The sequence below is a fragment of the Streptomyces sp. NBC_00483 genome (genome assembly GCF_036013745.1).
In the GTDB taxonomy this organism is placed as follows: Bacteria; Actinomycetota; Actinomycetes; order Streptomycetales; family Streptomycetaceae; genus Streptomyces.
Window position 1 is genome coordinate 5,199,583 of the sequence record NZ_CP107880.1, and the last position, 21,701, is coordinate 5,221,283.

Below are 21,701 nucleotides of genomic sequence, written 5' to 3' on the forward strand. Positions count from 1 at the left end.
TTCCCCAGGACGCCGGCCGGGGGCGCCCCCGGGATCACTTCCCGGTGGTCCGCTCGATCCAGTCCCGGTGGGCGGTCAGGTCGGTGTAGATGCCAGGCCCTGTGGCGCACTTCGGGTCGGCGTCGCCGTCGCGGCTGGTCGCGCCGATCAGTTCCCAGCGCCCTGGACGGCCCTTGATCTGCGGGCCGCCGGAGTCGAGGATGCACGCCTGCGCGTTCTTGGTGGGACTGTCGGTGCACAGCTCGTTGGCCGCGTCGTAGTTCTCGCTGCACCGTTCGTCGGCGACGAGCTCGGTGTCCAACTCCTGCAAGGTGACCGGCGGGTGCGGGCACTCGCTGCCGTCCTCGCAGGTCATCCCCCAGCCGAGGATCCGGGTGTCGGTACCTGCCGGACCGGCGTCGGCGGCCACCTCGACGGGCTTCGCGTCCACGGGGTGGTCCAGCTTCATGACGGCCACGTCGTCGCGGAACGGCTCGTAGGAGAAGCCCGGGTGCGCGACGACCTTGGTGACCTTCGCCGCGGCCCCCTTCGTGCGGTCGTGATCGCCGACCCGGACGGAGAGCTGCTCCGGCTCGACGTTCACCGTGCAGTGCCCGGCGGTCACGATCCAGTCCCGCTTGATCAGGGAGCCGCCGCAGTAGTGCTTGCCGTCCTTCTGCACGCTCACCATGAACGGGTACGGGGAGGTGGCGTCGTGTCCCCCGATGATCGCCGATGCCGACGGTGCCACCGACATGGAGAGCGCGATCGCCCCCACCGCTGCCGCGCCCGCGCACAGTGCCGCCCTGCCGCGCTTGATCATCTGTCCTCCTGCGTCTCGTCCGGACCTGACGCCGTCGATGCTGTCGCGGTCGGCACCCGTGCCACATCGCCCTGACCTCCTGGACGGAGTTGCCCGAAAGTCTTACGGCGCGACGGCCGGATCATGCTGCGGGACCACCGCGAGGGGACGGCCGGCGGCGGCTACCGTGAGCGGGCGATGGCTCCCGTACGCGGATGAGGTGGTGGCGTGAGTGACCGTCAAGGTCGTCCTGCTCGATGACGAGGAACTGGTGCGCCGGGGCATCCGGATGATCCTGAACGCCCAGCCGGACATCGAGGTGGTCGCCGAGGGCGGCGACGGCTCGGTGGCCCTGGCCCTGGTGGCCGAGCACCGCCCGGACGTGGTGCTCACCGACATTCAGATGCCGCGCGTCGACGGCCTGGAGGTCGCCCGGCGGCTCGCCGCGCTGCCCGCCCCGCCCGCCGTCGCGGTGCTCACCACCTTCGACGTCGACGAATACGTGCACGCCGCACTCCAGCACGGCGCGACGGGCTTCCTGCTCAAGGACACCTCTCCACGCGAACTGGCCGACGCCGTACGGGTTCTCGCGCACGGCGACGCGATGCTCTCGCCGAGCATCACCACCAAGCTGCTGGCCGCCTTCGCCACGGGCTCGGCGGCCCCGCGGGCGCAAGCGCGGTCACGGCTGGCCGAGTTGACCGCCCGTGAGCGCGAGGTCGCCGTGGCGGTGGCCCGGGGCCGCAGCAACGCCGAGATCGCCGCCGACCTGTCCGTGAGCCGGTCCACGGTCAAGGTCCACCTCAGCCGGATCATGGCCAAGCTCGGCGCCGCCAACCGCACCCAGGTCGCGCTCGTCACCCACGACGCCGGGCTCAGCTGATCCCTAGGTCCTGTGTGGGCAGCGCCGCGTCGATCCGGAAGCCGCCGTCGCCGGTGGGCCCGGACTCGAAGGTGCCGCCGGCCAGGCGGACCCGCTCCGTCAGACCGATCAGCCCGTGTCCGCCGCTGGGCAGCAGGGGGTCCCCGTCGGCGGTCGGCCCGGCGGGCCCGTCGGCCGGACCGTTGACGACCCGTACGCGCACGGTCCTCGGGTCGAACGTGAGGTGAACCCGCGTCGTGGCGCCGGGAGCGTGCTTGTGCACGTTGGTCAGGGCCTCCTGCACGACGCGGTGCGCGGCCCGCTCGACCGGCTCCGCCAGCGGCTGAGGAGCGCCCTCGACGTGCACGGTGACGGGCAGCCCCGCGGCCCGGGAGCCGTCGGCCGGCTCGGTGATCCTGTCGACGGCCGCGCCCGGGACGGGGCGTTGCCCGGCAGGGTCGTGCGCAGGGTTCGCGGCCCCGGTGTCCGCCCGGTCGGCCGGACCGTTCCTCAGCACCCCCAACATCTCGCGGAGTTCGGTGAGCGCGCGCCGACCCGCCGTCTGGATGATCTGCGCGGTCTCGCCCGTCACCTCCGGATCGTGGGTGACGGCGCTGAGCGCGTTGGCGTGCACGACGATCAGGCTCACCTGGTGGGAGACCACGTCGTGCATCTCACCGGCGATGCGCCGCCGCTCCTGCTCCCGCGCGGCCTCGGCGACGAGCCGCTGCTCCCGCTCGGCCCGCTCCGCCCGTTCGACGAGACCGGCGACGACGGCCCGCCGCTGACCCACGTAGAGCCCCAGCAGCAGCGGCACCAGGCAGGAGAAGACGAAGTTGACCGAGAACCAGAGCGCCACCGTCCGCACGCTGGACCAGCCCGCCGCTTCCCAGGGCGCGACAACCACGAGGCCGAGGACGGCCGAGGCCCAGACGGCCCGGCGGCTGTGCGGGCCGCGATAGGCGCCTACCGCGTAGTAGGCGACGGGCGTCGCGTAGGCGGAGACCTGGAGGACCTTGGCGAGCAGGGCGACCGCGAGCACCAGTTCGGGGGCCCGGCGCCGTACGAGCAGGGGCAGCGCGCTCGCGGCGGCGATCAGCAGATTCGCCCAGGGAGCGGCCGGACCCATGTAGGGGTTCTGGTAGCTGTTCAGCACCGCGAGCCCCAGCGCGACGACCGTCAGCACCACGTCCGAGGCGCGCGCGGGCAGACGGGGCGGGCGGGGAACGGGCGGCGCCGCGAGGCCCGGCCCCGCGTCCCCGTCGCCGGAGGGCAGGAGAGCCCAGCTGCGCAGCGTGTTTCCGAGCGTGCGGGTGCGACTGGCGGTACTCACCCGCCGAGGATAGAAGGCGCCGCGAAACGACGAAGGGCCCCACCGCCGAAACGGTGGGGCCCTTCATCTGCCCTGATGGGCGGGTGCGGAGGATACGAGATTCGAACTCGTGAGGGGTTGCCCCCAACACGCTTTCCAACTGTGCGTATGGCGGTCCGGGGGCGTCCGTAGCCGTTCACGCGACTGGTCAGACAGGGGGTGCGTACGGCTGTGGACAACGACGGTCGAAGGTGAACTGGACAATGACCAGGACAACGGGACGCCCTCTGAGGAGGGGTTTTGACTCGGACCTACAGCACAGCGTTCACGGGGCACCGTGGGAGTCTTGGCAGTGAGCTACGGAGCGATGTGAGAGGAGCCGAAGTGTCGGAGGCCAGTCCGCGCGGAACCTATCTGGTCATCTCGGAGGCGCTGCGGAAGGGGATCGAGGAGGGGGAGACCGCCGACACGTTGCCGTCGGAGGCCGATCTCATGCGCTCGCACGGCGTCTCCCGAAACACCATCCGTCGCGCTCTGAAGGTTCTTGAGGGGGAAGGTGTCCTGGAGTCTGCGCCAGGAGTCGGGTGGCGTGTGGCCCGGGGCGGTGACCGCAGAACCCTTGTAGAGCAGATGACGGATGTGATCACGGAAGACTCGCTAGCTGTCGGCGACTCGTACCCGTCGGAGGCGAAGCTCTGTGAGCGCTTCGGTTTCTCCCGCACGGCCGTGCGTCGTGCGCTTGCCCAGATGGAGGGAACCGGCTTGCTCGCCACTGTTCATGGCAAGGGGCGCACAGTGCGCGCTCTCCCGTCACCCGCTGCTCGGTCGTAACCTTGGCAGCCATGGGACTGACTGAGTGGGCGTACTCGCTCTCCGAATCACTGCTCTCCGATCCGCTTCCGCGTCGGTGGGAGCACTCTCTTGGGGTCGCCAAGCGCGCCCGCTCGTTGCGCCCGATCCTGGGTGATGACGCGGAGCTGCTGGAAGCGGCCGCAGTGCTGCACGACATCGGGTACTCGCCGGCCATCGCTACTACCGGCTTCCACCCGCTCGATGGCGCGCGATTTCTGCGAGCCCAGGAAGGTGCGGACGAACGGGTCGTTCGCCTCGTGGCCCATCACTCCTGTGCGCTGCTGGAAGCCAAGGAGCGCGGGCTAGAGGCGGAGCTTGGGAGTGAGTTCGACCTGGAGCGCGCGGACCTGGTTGACGCCTTGCTCTACTGCGACATGACGACGACGCCCGACGGGACGCAGACGACGCCGGCCGAACGGCTGGATGAAATCGTGCAGCGATACGGGCCAGACACGATCGTCGGTCGGTTCATCCAGCGCGCCGCCCCCGAGATCCATGCGGCTTCGGGACGCATCGAGGGCCGGTTGGCGAAAGTCTCCGGCAGCGATCAACCGATGTAGGGCTCTCGTCGCGAGTCATCGAGACCGTGCCGGATGCGCAGCATCATCGACGGGTGGATATCCAGTCCGTCAAGGTCCGCTGGGTCAACCCAGCGGACCTCTTTCGACTCGCTACTCGTACGCAGAGAGCCGCCGACGGGGTGGGCTCGGAAGCAGATAGAGAACTGCTGCCTGACCTCCCCATCGTCGTACGCAAGCACGTGCTCAGGGTCTGTGTAGAGCCCGACGATGCTGTCTACTTCAACGTCAATGCCGGTCTCTTCCAAGACCTCACGAACGGCTGTGTCGGCGACGCGTTCGCCGATGTCGTGGCCGCCTCCAGGCAGTGCCCACAGGTCGTTGTCGGTCTTGTGGATGAGGAGCAACAGCCCCGCGTCGTCGCGGACGATCGCGGTTACCGAGGGAACCACAGAGTTGGCCTTGGGGGCGTTCGGGTCGCGGAAGTAGTCGATACGGCTCATCAGCGTGTGCCTTCCCAGTCAGCGGGTGAAGCGATCGGACGGGCCGACTCCCACACCCTCTCCACGCTCTCAGCGTAGGCATCAAAGAGTTCCCCGCCGGGCACGCGCTGCAGGTGCAACACGGGAGCCATGTAGGCGCCGACACCGTAGAGGTGCCCGTTCGCCAGCATCTCGTTATCGGCTCGGTAGATCGAGTTGTAGAGGGTCGTGCTGTGGAGCCGGAACTCCACTCCTGGGAGGCCGAAGAGCGGTCCGTAGTTGATGAGGGCGTTCCGGATCTTGCCCGCCATCGTGTCGCCGATCCCCTCGTCCTCGCCGCGCACCGCCACGGCTGGCGACGTGGGATCTCCCAGCATGAACCGGATGGGCACCCCATCGGCCGACTTCTCTTTCACGATCCGGTGGAACGTCGCATCTTCCGTGAGCCAGAACCCGGAGTACACCAGCACGTCGAACTGACGGGTCGCTGTGGAGTAGAGGTTCGTCCAAAGGGTCTGCATCACTACGGAGCGGTGCGGATAGAGCCTGACCAACTCCGCGTTGCCTGATGCCGTGACCTCGGACGATGTGCGCTCATCCGGCCACAGGTAAGACACCTCGCACTTTAGAAGCGAAGCCGTCGCGTACTGGAAGCGACGGTATGGCTTGCGCGCGGGTTCGTTGATCCAGCGCTCAACGGTCTTGGGCGCGATCCCGAGCCTCTCGGCGACCTCATCGAGCGTCAGCCCCAAGTCGACGATCGCGCCGCGCAGTCGTTCGTTGGCCACGTTCAACCTCCCTTCGTCTGGGACGACTTGGTACGACTTCACCGTAGCCAAGAACGACCCGAGTCGTACATGTGCGGAGTCGATCGTCGTGGGTGCCGAGGCCAGGCTGTAGGTACATCGAGCACGAGGGGCTCGCGGAACTCAAAAAGTCGAAGGACTTGACGGAGCGAACTCCCCTCTGCATGATGAGGAACACGTAATACATGTTCCTCTCGTTCGGTTCGCTTTGCGGAACGAACGAGCGCACGACAAAGGGGCCCGGGGCAGATCGGGCCGAGGGTCCCGGATCCCTGGTCAACCGGAGGGCTTAGGCCGAAAGGCCACTCCATACGCCTGCAACGGGAGCTCGTGTTCCCGAAGGAGACAACGCACCACCCCAACCCTTTCCGCAGCTCATCGGCTGCGGCGGTTGCCTCCGCTGCTCGTCTCGTACGAGCGGCGCAGAGGGGAGCCGGATCTACCGACTTCAACGGCGCGCGGCCCCGGTGCTCGAACACCGGGGCCGCTGTTCGGGCCGTTGCTACCTGCTAGGGAGACCACGACCCATGGAACACATCGTCACTGTTCAGGACGCTGTTACCGCATTCGCTCCGTTCATGGAGCCCACGGACGCTGAGCTGGACGCCATCGAAGCCGAGATGCCCGCCATCCGCGCAGAGATGGAGCTGCTCGACGCGCAGATCGTCACTATCGACCGCACGCCGACCGAGGTCGACGAGCGGCGCATCCGTCGGGCTCGCCGGCGCGTGCTCGCCGCGCACCGCGACCAGCTCAACCGCATCACCGAGCAGGCGGGCGGTGCCGCATGAGCGCCGTCGTACGGGACCTGTCCGCCGCCCACGCTGAGGTGAAGGCGGAGATCACGCGGACCGACAGCAAGGCCAGTCTCCTACTCGCCTTCATCGGTGCTGCGCTGGCCGGCGTATGGAGCGCGAGCAAGGATCTGACGCTCACCGTCTACACGCTCGCCCCCGGCCTGGCCGGTGTCGCGGTGCTGCTGGGCGCCGCCGCGCTGCTGCTGTCCTCGGTGCGACCGAACCTGTCCGGTCGGCACGGCTTTCCGCTGTGGGCCACGCTCACGCCGGAGCAGATCCGGGACGCGGTGGCCACCGACATCGCCACCGACATCGCGGGACTGTCGCGCATCGCCGTCACCAAGTTCACCGCGCTGCGGCGCGCGATCGACCTGACCCGTATCGGCGGGGCGCTGCTCATCGTCGCCACCGTCGTGACGCTCGGGGGTGCGGCATGACGACCGCCACCGTCCCCGCGCCCGCGGCGTTCTTCGACCACACCGGCACTATGAAGCCGGTCTTCGACATGCCGCTCGACCTTGAGCAGACCCGCTTGGGGATCGCCTTTCACGAGGCCGGACACGCGGTCCTCGCGATGGCCTACGGCATGACCGTGCACACCAGCGAGGTCATCGCCTGGACGCGCGAGAACGGCACTCAGGCAGTCACCGGCAACACCGCCTCGAAGGGGAACAACACCCCGCCGTGGCGCTTCGCCGCGATGGCCGCCGCCGGAGAGGTCGCGCACGTCAACTACCTGATGACCTACGGCCTGTGGACCCCGGAACGCGCCTACGCGTGCAACTCCGACCACGACCGCGAACAGACCATCGACATCCTCGCCCAGTACGGCTACCGGATCGGCCGCGACCACGCCCCCGAGGGCGGCAAGTCGTGGTCGATGGTGCGCGGGATGGCCCGCCGCAAGGTCGCCTACCTGTGGCGCGAGATCCGCACCGTGGCCCACGCCATGAACGAGCGCACGGTCCTGACCGGCGACGAGATCGCCGCTCTGACCGGCCTGGTCAACCCCGTGCCCACCGAGGAGGTGACGGCATGAGCACTGCGGCCCGCAAGGAACTGAGCAAGGCTCAAAAGGTCGTACTCACCGCGGCGTTCGTGCCGATGCTCGCCACCGGGGTGTTCGGCGGGATCGGTACCTACTCCAACATCAGCGGCGCCTACGGCACCGGTACCGCGCTCGGGGCCGTGGCTGCGGGCGAGGGCGCCACCGCCGTGCTCGCCCTGGTCCTGCTCGGGCTGACGATGCTGGGGCAGTCCTCGCCGCGCATCGTGCGCCTCGGGCTGTGGGCGCTGCCGGCCGCCGCGTCGGCGATGGCCGCGATGGCGGCCGACGATCCGGGCACCACGGTCATCTACGCCATCACCCCGATGGGCATGTGCGTCTCTGCGGAGGGCATGGCGTTCCTCGCCCGTCGGATCGCGGTGCACACCGAGGGGCGCGACGCGGAGGGTGAGCGGCATGCGGTCGAGACCGTGCAGCGGCTCGCCTACCACCGGGCCCGCGCCGCCAACCACCCCGACAAGCGCGTCCGCAACCGCTCCGATCGGGCATCGTGGCGGTTGGCGCGCAAGGTCGGGGTCGGGGATGCGGCGCTCGGATCGAGGCTGCTCGATGTGCAGCGCGAGCGCGTCACGGTCGGCGCGGACGCCGCACTCGGATCGATGTTCCGCCTCACCTCGGACGCCTTGCCGATCGAGGGTGCGAATGCGGAGGAATCCACCGAGGCCGCAACGAAACGGTCTACGGCTGACCTGCCCGAATCGACCCTCGCACCGATCACCGGCAACCCGACCGTGCTGCCCCGCGCGGTGCAGGTCGGGTTCCTGAAGTCGACACTGCCGAGTAAGCCGGTGAAGGCCATCGAGTCGACTCCGGTCGTCCCGATCGAGCGCCGCGCCGTTCCTGCCGAATCGAGCAGGCGGCGCCGCGCCACCGGCCGCGTGCCGGACGTCGCGAAGCCGACTCGGACCAAGCGCACCGCCGATCAACTGCTGAGTGAGGCGCGCGCGGTGACGGCGGATTGGCCGGACGCGAAGTTGACCGCTGAGGGCATCCGTCGCGAGCTGCACACGTCGCCCGCGAATGCCCGCACGCTGCGCGAGACGCTGCGTGCCGAGCGCGCTCAAGCCGCGTGATGGGCACCGCCTACAGCAAGTGCTACGACCCGACGGGCGCGCGTTACGGGATACCGACGTACCCGTGGCGCTACGCCCCGGACGGGTTGGCCACCCGCCGGCAGCTCCGCGCCAAGGGACTGCGGCCGGCCGGACAGCCGGTCTGTGCCCAACTGATGCTGCGTCACCGGGGCCGGAAGTCCGGCGCCCTGGTCGCCTACCTGTACCGGGTCGACCTGGCGAAGCCGGTGCGGCCGATGACCTCGCGCAAGTGGGGCGCCCTCGCGCTGGCGATGCTCGCCCGCCAAACGTGCCCCGTCTGCTCGGTGACCTACAGCTACTGCCTGCCGACCTCGCTCGGCATGTGCCTGCTCTGCCACGACGAGCAGCTCTCAAACGCCGCTTGACCAGCCTGTTCGGGGTTCGGCCGCTCACCTTCCACCGCGGCGGCCGAACCCCTCACTCCCGTGAAGGAGCACCTACAGCATGACTGAGATCGACGTGTCCGGTCCGCCTGTTGAGGCACCGGAAGACGAGACCGAGGAAGCCACGGCGCAGGTTCTGCCGTTCCTGCGCAAGGAGACCGCCCCCACTCCGTCGACCGTGGCGGAGTCGGAGGAGGAGGCGAAGCCGGGTGAGTGGGAGGCCGACCTCCCCGACACCGACGACCCGGAGGCCGAGGGCCTGACCGAGGGCGCGGAGGTCGACCCGCCCAAGGAGGCGTATCCGCCGTCGGTGGCGGAGTGGATGGAGGCCAAGGACAAGGCCCGCCTGCCCGTGCTGCCGGACTGGGTGAAGCTGCCCGACCAGCGCAAGGCCGTGCGGAAGTGGGCGGTGCGGCACTACTCGACGATGGTCGGCTACCACGCGGTGCGCCTGCCGGTTGTCTACACCCCGAAGATCGTGGCGTACTCGCCGATCGGGGCGTGGCGCTGGTCGACCGCGATCGGCCGGTGGGTGTTCGACGCCGAGGGCAAGGCCCTGCGCCTCGCCTCCGTCGTCAAGGAGGACGCCGCCGAGTACCTGCGCCTGTCCCACCAGCGCAACGACCGGGTGCGGCTGCGCGGCATCGTCGCCACGCTCGGCACGTTCGTCGCACTGTCCGCCGCCCTCACGCTCTACGTGATGGCGCCGTCGTGGCTGCTCATGCTGGCCATCGCCGCGCTGACCACGGCACTGGGAGCGGCAGGGGCGCCGGCCGATCGGCCGCTGATCGACCGCGCGAAGGTGACCTTCCGCAAGCGCAAGTTGTCCTCGGACATCGTGATCCGCGCCCATGAGGTGGCGGGGCTGACCGAGAAGGACATGTCCGTCGCCTTCCCCCGCCCGATCGGCCGCGACGGCGACGGGTGGCGCGTGGTCGTCGACCTGCCCTACGGCAAGCACTTCAAGGACGCGCTCAAGGCCCACGGCCGCCTCGCCTCCGGCATGGACATCGCACCGACGCAACTGTTCATGGACCCGGACGAGACGAGCAACCGCCGTGTCTCGTACTGGATCGCGGACCGTGACCCGCTCGCGGTCCCGTCGGGCAAGTCGCCGCTGCTCGGGGCGACACGGGTGGACTTTTGGAAGCCGTTCCCGTGGGGTGTCGACGAGCGCGGCAACCCCGTGATGGCGACCATGCTGTGGCTGTCGCTGCTGGTCGGCGCGGTGCCGAGGCAGGGCAAGACGTTCTCCGCGCGCACCATCGCACTCGCCGCCGCCCTCGATCCTCACGTGCGCCTGTACGTGTTCGACGGCAAGGCGTCGCCGGACTGGCGCAAGTTCGCGCTGGTCGCGCACCGGATCGCGTTCGGCATCGTGCCCAAGAACGGCTTCGACCCGGTGGCCCACCTGCTCGCCTCCTTGCGGGAGTTGAAGGGGGATGTGGAGGACCGCTACCACCGGCTCTCGGAACTGCCGCTGCACATCTGCCCCGAGGGCAAGCTCACCCCGGAGATCAGCCGGGACAAGAAGCTGAACATGCCGCTCACGCTGTTCGTCGTCGACGAGGTGCAGGAGTACTTGCAGCACCCCGAGCACGGCAAGGAGATCCTGGCCCTGCTCGTCTACCTCGCCCGCGTCGCCCCCGCGGTCGGCGTCTCGGTGATGACGTCGACGCAGAAGCCGGACGACAAGGCCTGCCCGTCCGAGCTGCGTGACCAGCACCAGGCCCGGTTCGCGCTGCGGGTCGGCGCCTACCAGGTCTCGGACACCATCCTCGGTGCGGGCTCGTACTCGGAAGGCCTGGACGCGTCCAAGCTGCTCAAGTCCCACAAGGGAGTTGGCCTGCTCAAGGGCATGTCGGACGATGCCGGGATCGTGCGGACGTATTTCGCCGATGGCGGGGACGCCAAGCAGATCCTGACTCGCGCCGTCGCCCTGCGCGAGGCCGAGGGCACCGTGACCGGTGACGCTGCCGGGCAGGCGCCGGCCGCCGAGAACGCCGCGACCGTGCTCGATGACGTCGCGCAGGTGCTCGGCAAGGGCGAGACCAAGGTGTGGTCCGAGACCATCGTCGACCGACTCGCCGACCTGCGCCCCGACGTCTACGGCGCGTGGGCCGGGCTGGAGCCCAAGGCCAAGGCCGAAGCGCTCACCGCGGCCCTCAAGCCGCACGGCATCGGCACCGAGCAGATCAGCCGCCGCATCAACGGCAAGGTCGTCAACAAGCGCGGCATCAAGCGCGACGACCTCGCCCACGCGATTACCCAGCGCAACGAAAAGCGGGATGCCGGATAGGTGTTCAAGGTCGCTTGCGCAAGCACCGAGCGTCGCTTGCGCAAGCGACCCCGCTAGCGACCCAAAGCGCCCCTGATCAGGCCGCTAGCAAGTAGCGGCCCACCTGCGGAAACCCTTCAAAACCGCCTGAGAGGCCCTGTCATGACTCTCTCCGCGCTCGCTGTCATCTTCCTTCTGGTCATCACGCTTGGTTATGGCGTCAAGTGCTGGCTGTCCCCGTTCGGCGACTGCCGGCACTGCGACGGCATGGGCCACGCCTTCAAGTACGACCGCAAGGGCAAGGCCAAGCGCGGCAAGGACTGCCGCCGCTGCAAGGCCACCGGCAAGCGGATACGCGTCGGCCGCCACCTCTACAACGTCAGCCGCCGCACCTACCGCGCCGGCACCCGCTGACCACCCGCGAAAGGCGCACCCATGACCGTCACCATCCCGCTCGTGCTCCTGCTCGCCGCCGCACTGCTCGCGCTCCTGCGCTTCCGCGCACTGAGCGGCGGCGCGGCCGTGGTCGCCGTGCTGTTCGGCTTCTACCTCGCCTCCACCGACGCCAACGCCACCATCAACGGCCTCGTATCGGCCATCACCAGCGCCATCCCGAACCTCGGAAGCTGAAGGGACCGGCCGTGAACGAACCCACCATCTACCGCCCGCCCACCACAGCGGACACCATCCACTACCCGACACCCGTACCGGCCGCGGCACCGCTCGCCCCGGTACAGCCGGGCATCCCCGCGGTGCAGTCGATCGTGCTGCCCGACGGACGCGTCGTCACCGGCTACGCCATCGAGCCGAACAAGCCCGAACCGGTCGCCGCGAAGCCGCCCGTCTCCCGGGCCGCGGTGAACATCGCGCTCGGAGGCGTCGGCTTCCTCGCCGTGTGCGGCGGACTGCTGATGCTCACCACCTTCATCGCCGCGCTCACGGCACTGATCACCCAACTCGTCATCCTCGCCGCCGTCGTCTTCGGCGGGTTCATCGCCGTGCAGATCTTCGGGTCGGGCCGCGGCCCTGGAACGACGGTCAACATCCGCAAGGCCACGTTCAAGCGCAACCACTTCCACGGCTGACCCAAGGAGGACTGCCCATGTTCGAGATCCGTGTCATCTGCGACGACACCGACGCCGACCGCATCCGTCGCGCACTGAACACCGCGTTCCAGACCTACGGACGCGTGAACAAGGTCCGCACGCACGACGGCAAGCGGGTCCGCCTGTACGTCGGCGCCGACCACCTGCCCACCGCGTGGCCCACGCCGGAAAAGGCGTACTCCACTGCACCGAGCATCGTCAGCGAGATCGGCTGGACCTGCGCGCGGGCCCGTACCTACGCACGCGGCACCGAGGTGGGCCGCGAGTACTGGCTCCGTAAAGCCGCCCTGCTCGACCGCATCGCGCTGACCGACGCCTACAGCGACGGCGACCCGTCCGAGGCGGCCGTGGAAGCGGCCCACCAGCTGCTCGGGATCGACGAGAACGGCGACTACCCCGGTGGCCCGCACTGGGTCGAGCTGGGGCCCGACTCCTCGGTGTCCATCGCGGACCCGCGCGGCTACGTCCGCCAGGAATACGCGATCTGGGCCGGGACCCACCGCTAGCTACGCCAAGGGCGGCCCCTCACGTCTCGCCAAAGTCGCGGGGCCGCCCTTGTCCACCTGCCACGAACTGACCTGTGGAGGTCTCCAGCATGACTCAACCCACCGACACCCGACGAGAGCGCGCCCGTGGTGACGGCCTGAGCGGGCATCTACAAACGGCCCTGAACCTCGCCGCATCCGGCGTGCCGGTCCTGCCGCTGCGGGCCGGGAAGGTGCCGTTCGGCAACTGCGCGATGTGTGCGAACAATGCGTGCGGCGGCCGACCGAACATGAAGACCGCCGGGCCCTGCCACTGCCCCCGCCCCTGCCACGCATGGGCCGCCGCCACCACAGACCCGCACATCATCGGCTCTGGTATCTGGCGCCGTGCATGGGTGCAGGCCGCTGCGGTCGCCTACCACCCAGGCGGCGCCGGGCTCACGGTCGTCGATCTCGACGACGCCGACGCCGTCACCTGGGCCCGCGAGACCCTGCCCGCGACCCGGGCTGTCCCGACGACGCGCGGGGAGCACTGGATCTACCGGGGGCCGATGCGTTCGGCCAACGCTGTACGTCCTGGCGTCGACATCAAATCCCTCATGCAGTACGCCCGTTGGCTCGGGCCCGGCACCGGCGCCATGGCCGCGCTGCCGGATGCTGTGCGCGCCCTGGTCGAGACAGAAGAGACCACCCCCGCCCCGGGGGAGGTGGTCTCTTCTTCCCCGGGGCGCGCCACGTGGGAGGTGAGCGTCGCCACCGGGTGCCGCCACACCTCGAAGTACGTGCGCACCGGTCTGGAACGAGGGGTGGCCAAGGTCCGTGCGCACGCCGAATCCGGCGCCGGATCGCAGGCATTCGGCGCTGCCCGCTTCCTCGCCCGACAGCACGAGCAGTGCTCCGGACCATGCGGCCTGGACGCCCTTGCCGACGCCATCGTGACCGCCGCCATGTCGGTCGGTGTGCCCGAACCGTACGCGCGGCGTGCAGTCGCCAACGGCCTCCACACGAGCGCAGCGAGGGCGGCATGACCACACAGCCTCATGACGCCGTACGGGCTGCGCCACGGGCCACAGTGGGCGCCCCGAAGGGAGTCGCCGAAGGCGTCCTTTCAGCTTGTCGCTTTGGCCCGCACCCGACCATCCCGCCTCGCATCCCCCTGGAAGGGAGGACGGCCTCATGACCACACACCCTGTGGACAGTCCCGACCTGTGGGTCGGACTGCCCGCCCTCGACGATCCGCCCGCCACCGTGTGGGAGGACCCCGTCCCCCTCACCGGGCCGCGCAAGCTGACCGACTTCCCCACTGCCGCTCTGCCCGGGTGGTTGGGGGAGTTCGTGGCCGCGACCGCGGAGGAGACACAGACCCCCGTCGACCTGGCCGGGTGCATCGCGTTGTCGGTGCTTGCCACCGCGGCAGGGGGCCGCGCGGTGGTGCAGGTGCGCGGGAACTGGCGCGAGCCCACCAACCTGTTCGTGGTCGTCTCGCTCCCGCCGGCCAACCGCAAGTCGGCTGTCTTCGGCCTACTCACCGACCCGCTGTACGACGCGGAGGCACAGCTCCTCACGCTGACCCAACCGGCCATCGTGGAAGCCCAGATGACCGCACGTCTCGCCAAGGAAGCCGCCGACAAGGCCGCGGGCAAGGCGGCCTCCGCGAGCGCGGACGAGCGGGACGAGATGGTCGCCACGGCCATCGCACTCGCGCAGACCGCGGAGACCGTGGCCGTGCCCGCCGAACCCCAACTGCTCGCTGACGACGCGACCGCTGAAACGGTCACCTCGCGCATGGCGGAGCAGGGCGGCCGGATCTCCGTCATGTCTGCGGAGGGCGACATCTTCGACATCATCGCGGGCCGCTACTCCGGCGCCCCCAACATGGGCGTGTTCCTCAAGGGCCACGCCGGGGACCGGCTGCGCGTGGACCGCCAGACCCGCAAGGAGTACATCGAACACCCCGCCCTGACCATGGGTCTGTGCGTTCAGCCCCAGGTGTTGGACGCCATCGGGCAACAGGGCGCGTTCAAGGGTCGCGGCTTGCTCGGACGCTTCCTGTACTCCGTCCCCGAATCCCTGGTCGGCCGCCGCAAGTCCAACCCCGACCCCATCCCTGAGACGGTCAAGGAGACCTACCGGCGCCACGTCATCGACCTGACGCTGTTCCTCGCGGACTGGACCGACCCCGCCGTTATTCAGCTCAGCCCCGAGGCCGATGCCGCTCTGCTCGCCTTCCAGGAGCGCGTGGAACCCATGCTCGCGGCACGCGGCGGCTCCCTCGGGCACATCGCCGACTGGGCAGGCAAGTTGGTCGGAGCTACCGCCCGCATCGCCGCCCTGCTCCACCTCGCACGGCACCTCACCAAGGGGCACACGATGCCCGTGGCCGAAGAGACGATGCGCGACGCCATCGCACTCGCCGAATACTTCAGCAGCCACGGCCTCGCCGCGTTCGACTCCATGGGCGCCGACCCCACCACCGAGCGCGCCCGCAGCGTCCTGGAAGCCCTGCGCGCCAATCGGTGGCACGAGGTCAGCAAGCGCGACCTCATGGTCAAGCTCTCCCGCTCCGAGTTCCCCACCGCCAACGACCTCGACCCGGTGCTGGCCCTACTCGAAGAACACGGCTACGTGCGCGCACAGCCGATCCACCGCACCGGAGGACGCGGCCGACCGCCCTCCCCGCGCTACGCCGTGCACCCCCGCCTGACCGACCCGACCCCCTGACCCCCGCCACAGAAACCACAGAATCACAGAAATCCCCCGGCAAGCGCCTGACCAGCGGGAGCGGGTCCGTACGGGCTCGTTGCGGGCCCGTCACAGAAACTGTCCGAGAAGCCACAGAAATAGCTCCGCCCGATCCCCGCCGGATCGGACGCCTATTTCTGTGGAACTCACGACGATTTCTGTGGCGGCCCCCACCGTGCGGCATCACCGCAGGTCAGGACCGCTACCCCGGGTTTCTGTGTATTACGTGGTTTCTGTGGCGCCTCTCCGAGGAGTGAGGCATGCGAGACACAGCAAACGCAGAGGCGCTCAGCACTGATGACCCCACCTTGGTTCTACTCACCGTTGAGGAGGCCGCGAGGCGTCTGAGCATCGGCCGTACGTACTGCTTTCGGCTGCTCGCCTTGGGGGAACTGGACTCCGTCACGCTCGGCCGCGCGAGGCGCGTGCCGGCAGACGCCGTAGTCGAGTTCGGCCGCAAGTTGAGGGCGAAGCAGTGCCGGGGGCCGGTAGCCATCGACCTGAAGGGCGTTGCCGCGTGAGTGAGAAGAAGAAGGGCACTCGCCGGGCGAACGGCGAATCGGCTATCTACCTGGGCAAGGACGGTCGTTGGCACGCCCGCGTGCCGATGGGCTACAAGGACAACGGTGAGCCCTACCGCAGGCACGTCACACGGAAGACTCGCTCGTTGCTGGTCGACGAAGTGCGGCGCCTGGAGAAGCAGCGCGACCAAGGTGCAGCGAAGCAGCCCGGAAAACCGTGGACGGTCGACAAGTGGCTGTTGCACTGGGTCGAGAACATCGCCAAGCCGGTTGTCAGCGAGAACACCTACGACGGGTACGAAGTGGCGGTTCGCGTGCACCTCGTACCCGGCATCGGGAAGCACCGCATCGACCGGTTGGAGCCTGAGCACCTGGAGTCCCTCTACCGCCGCATGCAACAGAGCGGGAGCAAGGCAGGGACGGCCCACCAGGCGCACCGGACCGCCCGGACCGCCCTCGGGGAGGCCGTACGCCGTGGCCACACGGCGAAGAACGCCGCTTCCCTGGCGAAGCCGCCCCGCGTCGAAGAAGACGAACACGAGGTGGAGCCGTACTCCGTGGAGGAGGTGCAGCGCCTTCTCTTCGAAGTCAGCAAGCTGCGGAACAGCGCGCGGTGGATGCTCGCGTTGGCGCTCGGCCTGCGGCAGGGAGAAACCCTCGGCCTGCGCTGGTCGGACGTCGACCTGGACAACGAGTACTTGAAGCTGCGGCGCAATCGTCTGCGCCCGAAGTACGCACACGGATGCGGGGAGAACGAACCCTGCGGACGGAAGGCCGGGTACTGCCCGGAGCGCGTGAACGTCCGGCGCGAGACCAAGAACACCAAGTCGCGGGCCGGGCGCCGGGCGGTTCCTCTGCCCGGCCCGATCGTGGTCATGCTTCGTGCACACGCCGACGAGCAGGCGCGCGAGCGCAAGGCGGCCGGCAACCTCTGGACCGAGTCGGAGTACGTGTTCACCAAGCTGTTGGGCGGGCCGCTGAGCCCGAACACGGACTACCACGACTGGAAGGACCTGTTGGAAGCCGCCGGAGTCCGCGAAGGACGGCTCCACGATGCTCGGCACACAGCCGGAACGGTGCTGATGCTGCTGGGGGTCCCGGACCGGGTCATCGACCAGATCATGGGTTGGGAACCTGGCGGCGCCGCGCGTATGCGAGCGCGGTACCTCCACGTGACCGACCCCATGCTCAAGGAGGCGGCTCGGAAGGTCGGAGAGGCGATCTGGGGCGCCGCTGAAAAGCCCGCTGTGGACAAAGACCAGGACAACGACGGCTGAGTGAACAACGAAGGGCCCCGCCGGAAACCGGCGGGGCCCTTCGTTTGCCCTGATGGGCGGTGCGGAGGATACGAGATTCGAACTCGTGAGGGGTTGCCCCCAACACGCTTTCCAAGCGTGCGCCCTAGGCCACTAGGCGAATCCTCCGCCGCAAACAATACAAGACGCTGAAGGGTGCTCGCGACCACGTTGATGATCAAGGTCGGCGACGGATCGGTCGGCCGATCGGTCGGCCGATCCGGGGGTCGGACCTCCGGGTTCTTTCCACGGTGGGGGATCGGGTACTGTTGGCGTCAGCCCCTCACGTGGCGCTATCTGACTGAACTCCCCCAGGGCCGGAAGGCAGCAAGGGTAAGTCGGCTCTGGCGGGTGCGTGGGGGGCGTTTACGTTCCCGGGCGGCTTCCCGATACCCGTGGGCGGGTCCGGTTGTCAGTGGGCGCCTATAACCTCGTATGCGTGTCGTCTCTCGCGCTCTACCGCCGTTACCGCCCGGAGTCGTTCGCCGAGGTCATCGGGCAGGAACATGTAACCGACCCGCTGCAGCAGGCGCTGCGGAACAACCGGGTCAATCACGCGTACCTGTTTTCGGGCCCGCGCGGCTGCGGCAAGACGACCAGCGCGCGCATCCTGGCCCGCTGTCTCAACTGTGCGCAGGGTCCCACCCCGAATCCGTGCGGGGAGTGCCAGTCGTGCCAGGACCTCGCGCGCAACGGGCCGGGTTCGATCGACGTCATCGAGATCGACGCCGCTTCGCACGGTGGTGTGGACGACGCCCGTGATCTGCGCGAGAAGGCCTTCTTCGGGCCCGCCTCCAGCCGCTACAAGATCTACATCATCGACGAGGCCCACATGGTCACGTCGGCGGGATTCAACGCGCTGCTGAAGGTGGTCGAGGAGCCGCCGGAGCACCTCAAGTTCATCTTCGCGACCACCGAGCCCGAGAAGGTCATCGGGACGATCCGGTCCAGGACGCACCACTACCCCTTCCGGCTCGTGCCGCCGGGGACGCTGCGCGACTACCTGGGCGAGGTGTGCGGCAAGGAGGCCATGGCGGTCGAGGAGGGTGTGCTGCCGCTCGTCGTCCGGGCCGGCGCGGGATCCGTGCGTGACTCCATGTCCGTCATGGACCAGCTGCTCGCCGGCGCGGGTGACGACGGTGTGACGTATGCCATGGCGACCGGTCTGCTCGGGTACACGGACGGTTCGCTGCTCGACTCCGTCGTCGAGGCGTTCGCCACCGGTGACGGTGCCGCGGCCTTCGAGGTCGTGGACCGGGTCATCGAGGGCGGCAACGACCCGCGGCGCTTCGTGGCCGACCTGCTCGAGCGGCTGCGGGACCTCGTGATCCTGGCCGCCGTTCCCGACGCCGGGGAGAAGGGGCTCATCGACGCCCCGGCCGATGTGGTGGAGCGGATGCAGGCGCAGGCGGGCACGTTCGGCGCCGCCGAGCTCAGCCGGGCCGCCGATCTCGTCAACGAGGGCCTGACCGAGTTGCGCGGCGCCAACGCTCCGCGGCTCCAGCTCGAGCTGATCTGCGCGCGCGTGCTGCTGCCCGCGGCGTACAACGACGAACGTTCGGTCATGGCCCGCCTCGACCGCATCGAGCGCGGCGGAGTCTTCACTCCGGGCGGGCAGGGGCCCGCGCCCTCCATGGCGTACGTTCCCGGGCCCGATGCCCATGCCGCTCCCCCCGCTCCCCCCATGCAGGCGCCTGCGCCCGTCGTCGAGCCGGGTGGCGGGCCCGCGGCGGCTCGGGCCGCGGTGCGAGGAGGCGGGCCGGGTGGCGGCCCCGGTGCGGCTCAGGCCCCGGCTCAGGCGGCGCCGATGGCTCCGCAGGCCCAGGCCCCCGCTGCTCCGGCTCCAGCTCCGACCCAGGCCCAGGCTCCGGCCCCGGCTCCCGCGCCGAGCCCCACCCCGGCTCCCGCCCCGCCCGCGGAGGCCCAGCCCGCCCCGGCCGCCACCCCCGGCTCCTGGCCCACTGCCGCCCCGGCAGGCGGCGGTGCCGGTCGCAAGCCCGGCGGGTGGCCCACGGCCGCGGCCGCGGGTTCCGGCCAGCCGCCCGCCCCGGCCGCACCGCAGGCGGCGGCCCCGGCCCCCGCGCCGACCCCCACCCCGCAGCAGTCGGCCCCCGCGCCCATGGCGGCGGCCCCGGCCGGCGGCCCTGACCCCCGTACGCTCTGGCCGAACATCCTGGAGGCGGTCAAGAACAAGCGCCGCTTCACCTGGATCCTGCTCAGTCAGAACGCGCAGGTCACGGGCTTCGACGGCACCACACTCCAGCTCGGCTTCGTGAACGCGGGCGCCCGTGACAACTTCGTGAGCAGCGGCAGCGAGGACGTGCTGAAGGCGGCACTGTCCGAGCAGTTCGGGGCGAACTGGAAGATCGACGCCGTCGTCGACACCTCGGGCGGAGGCGGCGCACCCCCGCCGCCCGGCCCCGGCGGCGGATACGGCGGCGGCGGTGGCTACGGCGGAGGCGGCTACGCGCCCGCCCCGGCACCGGCACCCGCCCCGGCCCCCGCTCCCGCCCCGGACCGGTCCCAGTCGTCCGCCGCCCAGCCCGCTCCGCCCAGCGCGGAGCCCGCCCCGGCCCCCGCTCCTCAGGAACCGCCCCGCCGCTCGGTGTCGGTGGAGGACGACATCCCGGAGGACGACGACCCGGACCTCGACGAGAAATCCCTGTCGGGCCACGACCTGATCGTCCGCGAACTGGGCGCGACGGTGGTCGAGGAGTTCACGAACGAGTAGCGCGGGGCCTCTGCCCATGGACCCCTGCCCATGGACCCGTTCGCATGGAGGAACCTGGAGGAATCCACAAACCTCCGCTTCTCCCGCCTTGGGTAGCCCGTACAAGACCACCCCGGTCGTGCGGATAGGCTGACCGGCGTGAAGGTCCTCGTCATCGGCAGCGGCGCCCGCGAACACGCCCTGTGCCGCTCAATGTCCCTCGACCCCGACGTCACCGCCCTGCACTGTGCTCCCGGCAACGCAGGTATCGCCGAGGTCGCCGAGCTGCACGCGGTCGACGCCCTCGACGGCGCGGCGGTCACCGTCCTCGCCCAGGAGCTGGAGGCCGACCTCGTTGTCGTCGGACCCGAGGCACCCCTGGTCGCCGGTGTCGCCGATGCGGTCCGCGCCGCCGGCATCCCCGTCTTCGGCCCGTCCGGCGAGGCCGCCCAGCTGGAGGGCTCCAAGGCGTTCGCCAAGGACGTCATGGCCGGCGCCGGCGTGCCCACCGCCCGCTCGTACGTGTGCACCAACGCGGCGGAGATCGACGAGGCGCTCGACGCGTTCGGCGCCCCGTACGTCGTGAAGGACGACGGTCTCGCCGCCGGCAAGGGCGTCGTCGTGACCGGGGACATCGAGGAGGCCCGCGCCCACGCGAAGGCCTGTGAGCGCGTCGTCATCGAGGAGTTCCTCGACGGCCCCGAGGTCTCCCTCTTCGCGATCACCGACGGCACCACCGTCGTCCCGCTCCAGCCCGCCCAGGACTTCAAGCGCGCGCTCGACAACGACGAAGGCCCCAACACCGGTGGCATGGGCGCCTATTCGCCGCTCCCGTGGGCCGACCCGAAGCTGGTCGGGGAAGTCCTCGACACGGTGCTGCAGCCGACGGTCGACGAGATGGCGCGGCGCGGCACCCCGTTCTCGGGCCTGCTCTACGCCGGTCTCGCGATCACCAGCCGCGGCGTCCGCGTCATCGAGTTCAACGCCCGCTTCGGCGACCCCGAGACGCAGGTCGTCCTGGCCCGCCTCAGGACCCCGCTCGCCGGTGTCCTGCTGGCGTCGGCGAACGGCACGCTGGCCGACCTCGAGCCGCTGCGCTGGAGCGATGACGCGGCCGTCACCGTCGTCGTCGCCTCGCACAACTACCCCGGCACCCCGCGCACCGGCGACCCGATCACCGGGCTCGACGAGGTGGCCGCGCAGGACGCTCCGAACGCGTACGTGCTGCACGCCGGCACCAAGCGCGACGGCGAGAGCGGCGCGGTCGTCAGCGCGGGCGGCCGCGTGCTGTCCGTCACCGCGGTCGGCGGCGATCTGACGCAGGCCCGCGAGCGCGCGTACGCCGCCGTGGACCGCATCGGCCTCGACGGCTCGCAGCACCGCAAGGACATCGCCGCGAAGGCCGCTTCCGGCCAGTGACATCGGGGCCGGTGGCCACTTCTGGGCGGTGACATCCGCTCCGAAGGCCGACTCCGGCCGCTGACACGGACCCGCCGCCGGGCAGGCCACACCCTCGCTTGCCCGGCGCCCGATGTCACCCACCTCTGCCCAAAGCCATTCCATCGAGTGACCGCTGGCCCAACCGGCTGACGAGGCCGGAACCCCCAACTA

23 protein-coding genes, 1 tRNA gene and 1 other RNA gene are annotated in these 21,701 nt (G+C 69.9%); 20 read left to right on the forward strand and 5 right to left on the reverse strand.

Translation table 11 applies throughout. The annotated features are described in order from the left end of the window. Positions 1-34 precede the first annotated feature (34 nt). Positions 35-802, reverse strand: coding sequence for a S1 family peptidase (locus tag OHA73_RS23230; protein ID WP_327656012.1), 768 nt, complete (start codon positions 800-802; stop codon positions 35-37). 211 nt (positions 803-1,013) lie between these two features. Here OHA73_RS23230 and OHA73_RS23235 point away from each other — a divergent pair, with 211 nt between their 5' ends. Next, positions 1,014-1,664 (forward strand): response regulator transcription factor, encoded by a 651-nt coding sequence (locus OHA73_RS23235; RefSeq protein WP_327656013.1) that lies wholly within the window; start codon positions 1,014-1,016, stop codon positions 1,662-1,664. Here the strand turns inward: OHA73_RS23235 and OHA73_RS23240 are convergent. Then, a complete protein-coding gene (locus tag OHA73_RS23240; protein WP_327656014.1) occupies positions 1,657-2,976 on the reverse strand; it encodes a sensor histidine kinase in 1,320 nt (439 codons plus the stop codon). The two genes, OHA73_RS23235 and OHA73_RS23240, sit on opposite strands and share 8 nt — an antisense overlap. 363 nt (positions 2,977-3,339) lie before the next feature. Between OHA73_RS23240 and OHA73_RS23245 the strand changes: the two genes are divergently transcribed. Together OHA73_RS23245 and OHA73_RS23250 are read left to right on the forward strand one after the other, a co-directional pair. Beyond that, on the forward strand, positions 3,340-3,786 hold the full coding sequence (locus tag OHA73_RS23245) for a winged helix-turn-helix domain-containing protein (protein WP_327656015.1): 447 nt from the start codon (positions 3,340-3,342) through the stop codon (positions 3,784-3,786). A gap of 11 nt (positions 3,787-3,797) precedes the next feature. Further along, positions 3,798-4,367: an HD domain-containing protein gene (locus OHA73_RS23250; protein ID WP_327656016.1), complete on the forward strand. Its 570-nt coding sequence runs from the start codon at positions 3,798-3,800 to the stop codon at positions 4,365-4,367. On the opposite strand, the gene OHA73_RS23255 is transcribed toward OHA73_RS23250, so the two are convergent. Beyond that, positions 4,355-4,828, reverse strand: a complete 474-nt coding sequence (locus tag OHA73_RS23255) for an NUDIX domain-containing protein (RefSeq protein WP_327656017.1) — start codon at positions 4,826-4,828, stop codon at positions 4,355-4,357. The genes OHA73_RS23250 and OHA73_RS23255 overlap by 13 nt on opposite strands. Then, positions 4,828-5,595, reverse strand: coding sequence for a helix-turn-helix domain-containing protein (locus OHA73_RS23260; RefSeq protein ID WP_327656018.1), 768 nt, complete (start codon positions 5,593-5,595; stop codon positions 4,828-4,830). Before OHA73_RS23260 ends, OHA73_RS23255 begins: the two co-directional genes overlap by 1 nt. 545 nt (positions 5,596-6,140) lie before the next feature. Between OHA73_RS23260 and OHA73_RS23265 the strand changes: the two genes are divergently transcribed. The 14 genes from OHA73_RS23265 to OHA73_RS23330 all read left to right on the forward strand — a co-directional run bounded on the left by OHA73_RS23265 (position 6,141) and on the right by OHA73_RS23330 (position 17,362). Continuing rightward, positions 6,141-6,404, forward strand: coding sequence for a DUF6284 family protein (locus OHA73_RS23265; RefSeq protein WP_327656019.1), 264 nt, complete (start codon positions 6,141-6,143; stop codon positions 6,402-6,404). Then, complete coding sequence (locus OHA73_RS23270; RefSeq protein WP_327656020.1) at positions 6,401-6,847, forward strand: Pycsar system effector family protein; 447 nt, start codon at positions 6,401-6,403, stop codon at positions 6,845-6,847. Before OHA73_RS23265 ends, OHA73_RS23270 begins: the two co-directional genes overlap by 4 nt. After that, a complete protein-coding gene (locus tag OHA73_RS23275) occupies positions 6,844-7,449 on the forward strand; it encodes a hypothetical protein (protein ID WP_327656021.1) in 606 nt (201 codons plus the stop codon). Before OHA73_RS23270 ends, OHA73_RS23275 begins: the two co-directional genes overlap by 4 nt. Continuing rightward, the gene (locus OHA73_RS23280) at positions 7,446-8,549 is read left to right on the forward strand and encodes a conjugal transfer protein (RefSeq protein WP_327656022.1); all 1,104 of its coding nucleotides are present in this window, start codon (positions 7,446-7,448) and stop codon (positions 8,547-8,549) included. Before OHA73_RS23275 ends, OHA73_RS23280 begins: the two co-directional genes overlap by 4 nt. Then, the gene (locus OHA73_RS23285; RefSeq protein WP_327656023.1) at positions 8,549-8,935 is read left to right on the forward strand and encodes an RRQRL motif-containing zinc-binding protein; all 387 of its coding nucleotides are present in this window, start codon (positions 8,549-8,551) and stop codon (positions 8,933-8,935) included. Before OHA73_RS23280 ends, OHA73_RS23285 begins: the two co-directional genes overlap by 1 nt. 79 nt (positions 8,936-9,014) lie before the next feature. Then, complete coding sequence (locus OHA73_RS23290) at positions 9,015-11,252, forward strand: cell division protein FtsK (protein WP_327656024.1); 2,238 nt, start codon at positions 9,015-9,017, stop codon at positions 11,250-11,252. A gap of 141 nt (positions 11,253-11,393) precedes the next feature. After that, positions 11,394-11,645, forward strand: a complete 252-nt coding sequence (locus OHA73_RS23295; protein WP_327656025.1) for a hypothetical protein — start codon at positions 11,394-11,396, stop codon at positions 11,643-11,645. Positions 11,646-11,666: 21 nt separating this feature from the next. Further along, complete coding sequence (locus OHA73_RS23300) at positions 11,667-11,861, forward strand: hypothetical protein (RefSeq protein ID WP_327656026.1); 195 nt, start codon at positions 11,667-11,669, stop codon at positions 11,859-11,861. 11 nt (positions 11,862-11,872) lie between these two features. Beyond that, positions 11,873-12,316, forward strand: a complete 444-nt coding sequence (locus OHA73_RS23305) for a hypothetical protein (RefSeq protein WP_327656027.1) — start codon at positions 11,873-11,875, stop codon at positions 12,314-12,316. A gap of 17 nt (positions 12,317-12,333) precedes the next feature. Further along, positions 12,334-12,843, forward strand: a complete 510-nt coding sequence (locus tag OHA73_RS23310) for a hypothetical protein (protein ID WP_327656028.1) — start codon at positions 12,334-12,336, stop codon at positions 12,841-12,843. Positions 12,844-12,932: 89 nt separating this feature from the next. After that, a complete protein-coding gene (locus OHA73_RS23315) occupies positions 12,933-13,850 on the forward strand; it encodes a bifunctional DNA primase/polymerase (RefSeq protein WP_327656029.1) in 918 nt (305 codons plus the stop codon). Positions 13,851-13,998: 148 nt separating this feature from the next. After that, positions 13,999-15,543, forward strand: a complete 1,545-nt coding sequence (locus OHA73_RS23320) for a YfjI family protein (RefSeq protein ID WP_327656030.1) — start codon at positions 13,999-14,001, stop codon at positions 15,541-15,543. A gap of 281 nt (positions 15,544-15,824) precedes the next feature. Continuing rightward, entirely contained in the window at positions 15,825-16,085 is a 261-nt protein-coding gene (locus OHA73_RS23325; RefSeq protein WP_327656031.1) for an excisionase family DNA-binding protein, read from the forward strand. Then, positions 16,082-17,362, forward strand: coding sequence for a tyrosine-type recombinase/integrase (locus tag OHA73_RS23330; RefSeq protein WP_327656032.1), 1,281 nt, complete (start codon positions 16,082-16,084; stop codon positions 17,360-17,362). Before OHA73_RS23325 ends, OHA73_RS23330 begins: the two co-directional genes overlap by 4 nt. A gap of 62 nt (positions 17,363-17,424) precedes the next feature. Here OHA73_RS23330 and OHA73_RS23335 read toward each other — a convergent pair. Further along, positions 17,425-17,509 (reverse strand) — tRNA-Ser (locus tag OHA73_RS23335). Between the two features lie 146 nt (positions 17,510-17,655). Between OHA73_RS23335 and ffs the strand changes: the two genes are divergently transcribed. The 3 genes from ffs (at position 17,656) to purD (ending at position 21,509) form a co-directional block, all read left to right on the forward strand. Continuing rightward, an RNA gene (gene ffs / locus OHA73_RS23340) (signal recognition particle sRNA small type) lies at positions 17,656-17,750 on the forward strand. Between the two features lie 69 nt (positions 17,751-17,819). Then, on the forward strand, positions 17,820-20,111 hold the full coding sequence (locus OHA73_RS23345) for a DNA polymerase III subunit gamma and tau (protein ID WP_327656033.1): 2,292 nt from the start codon (positions 17,820-17,822) through the stop codon (positions 20,109-20,111). A gap of 138 nt (positions 20,112-20,249) precedes the next feature. Then, positions 20,250-21,509: a phosphoribosylamine--glycine ligase gene (purD, locus tag OHA73_RS23350; protein ID WP_267069792.1), complete on the forward strand. Its 1,260-nt coding sequence runs from the start codon at positions 20,250-20,252 to the stop codon at positions 21,507-21,509. The last annotated feature ends 192 nt before the right edge of the window (positions 21,510-21,701 follow it).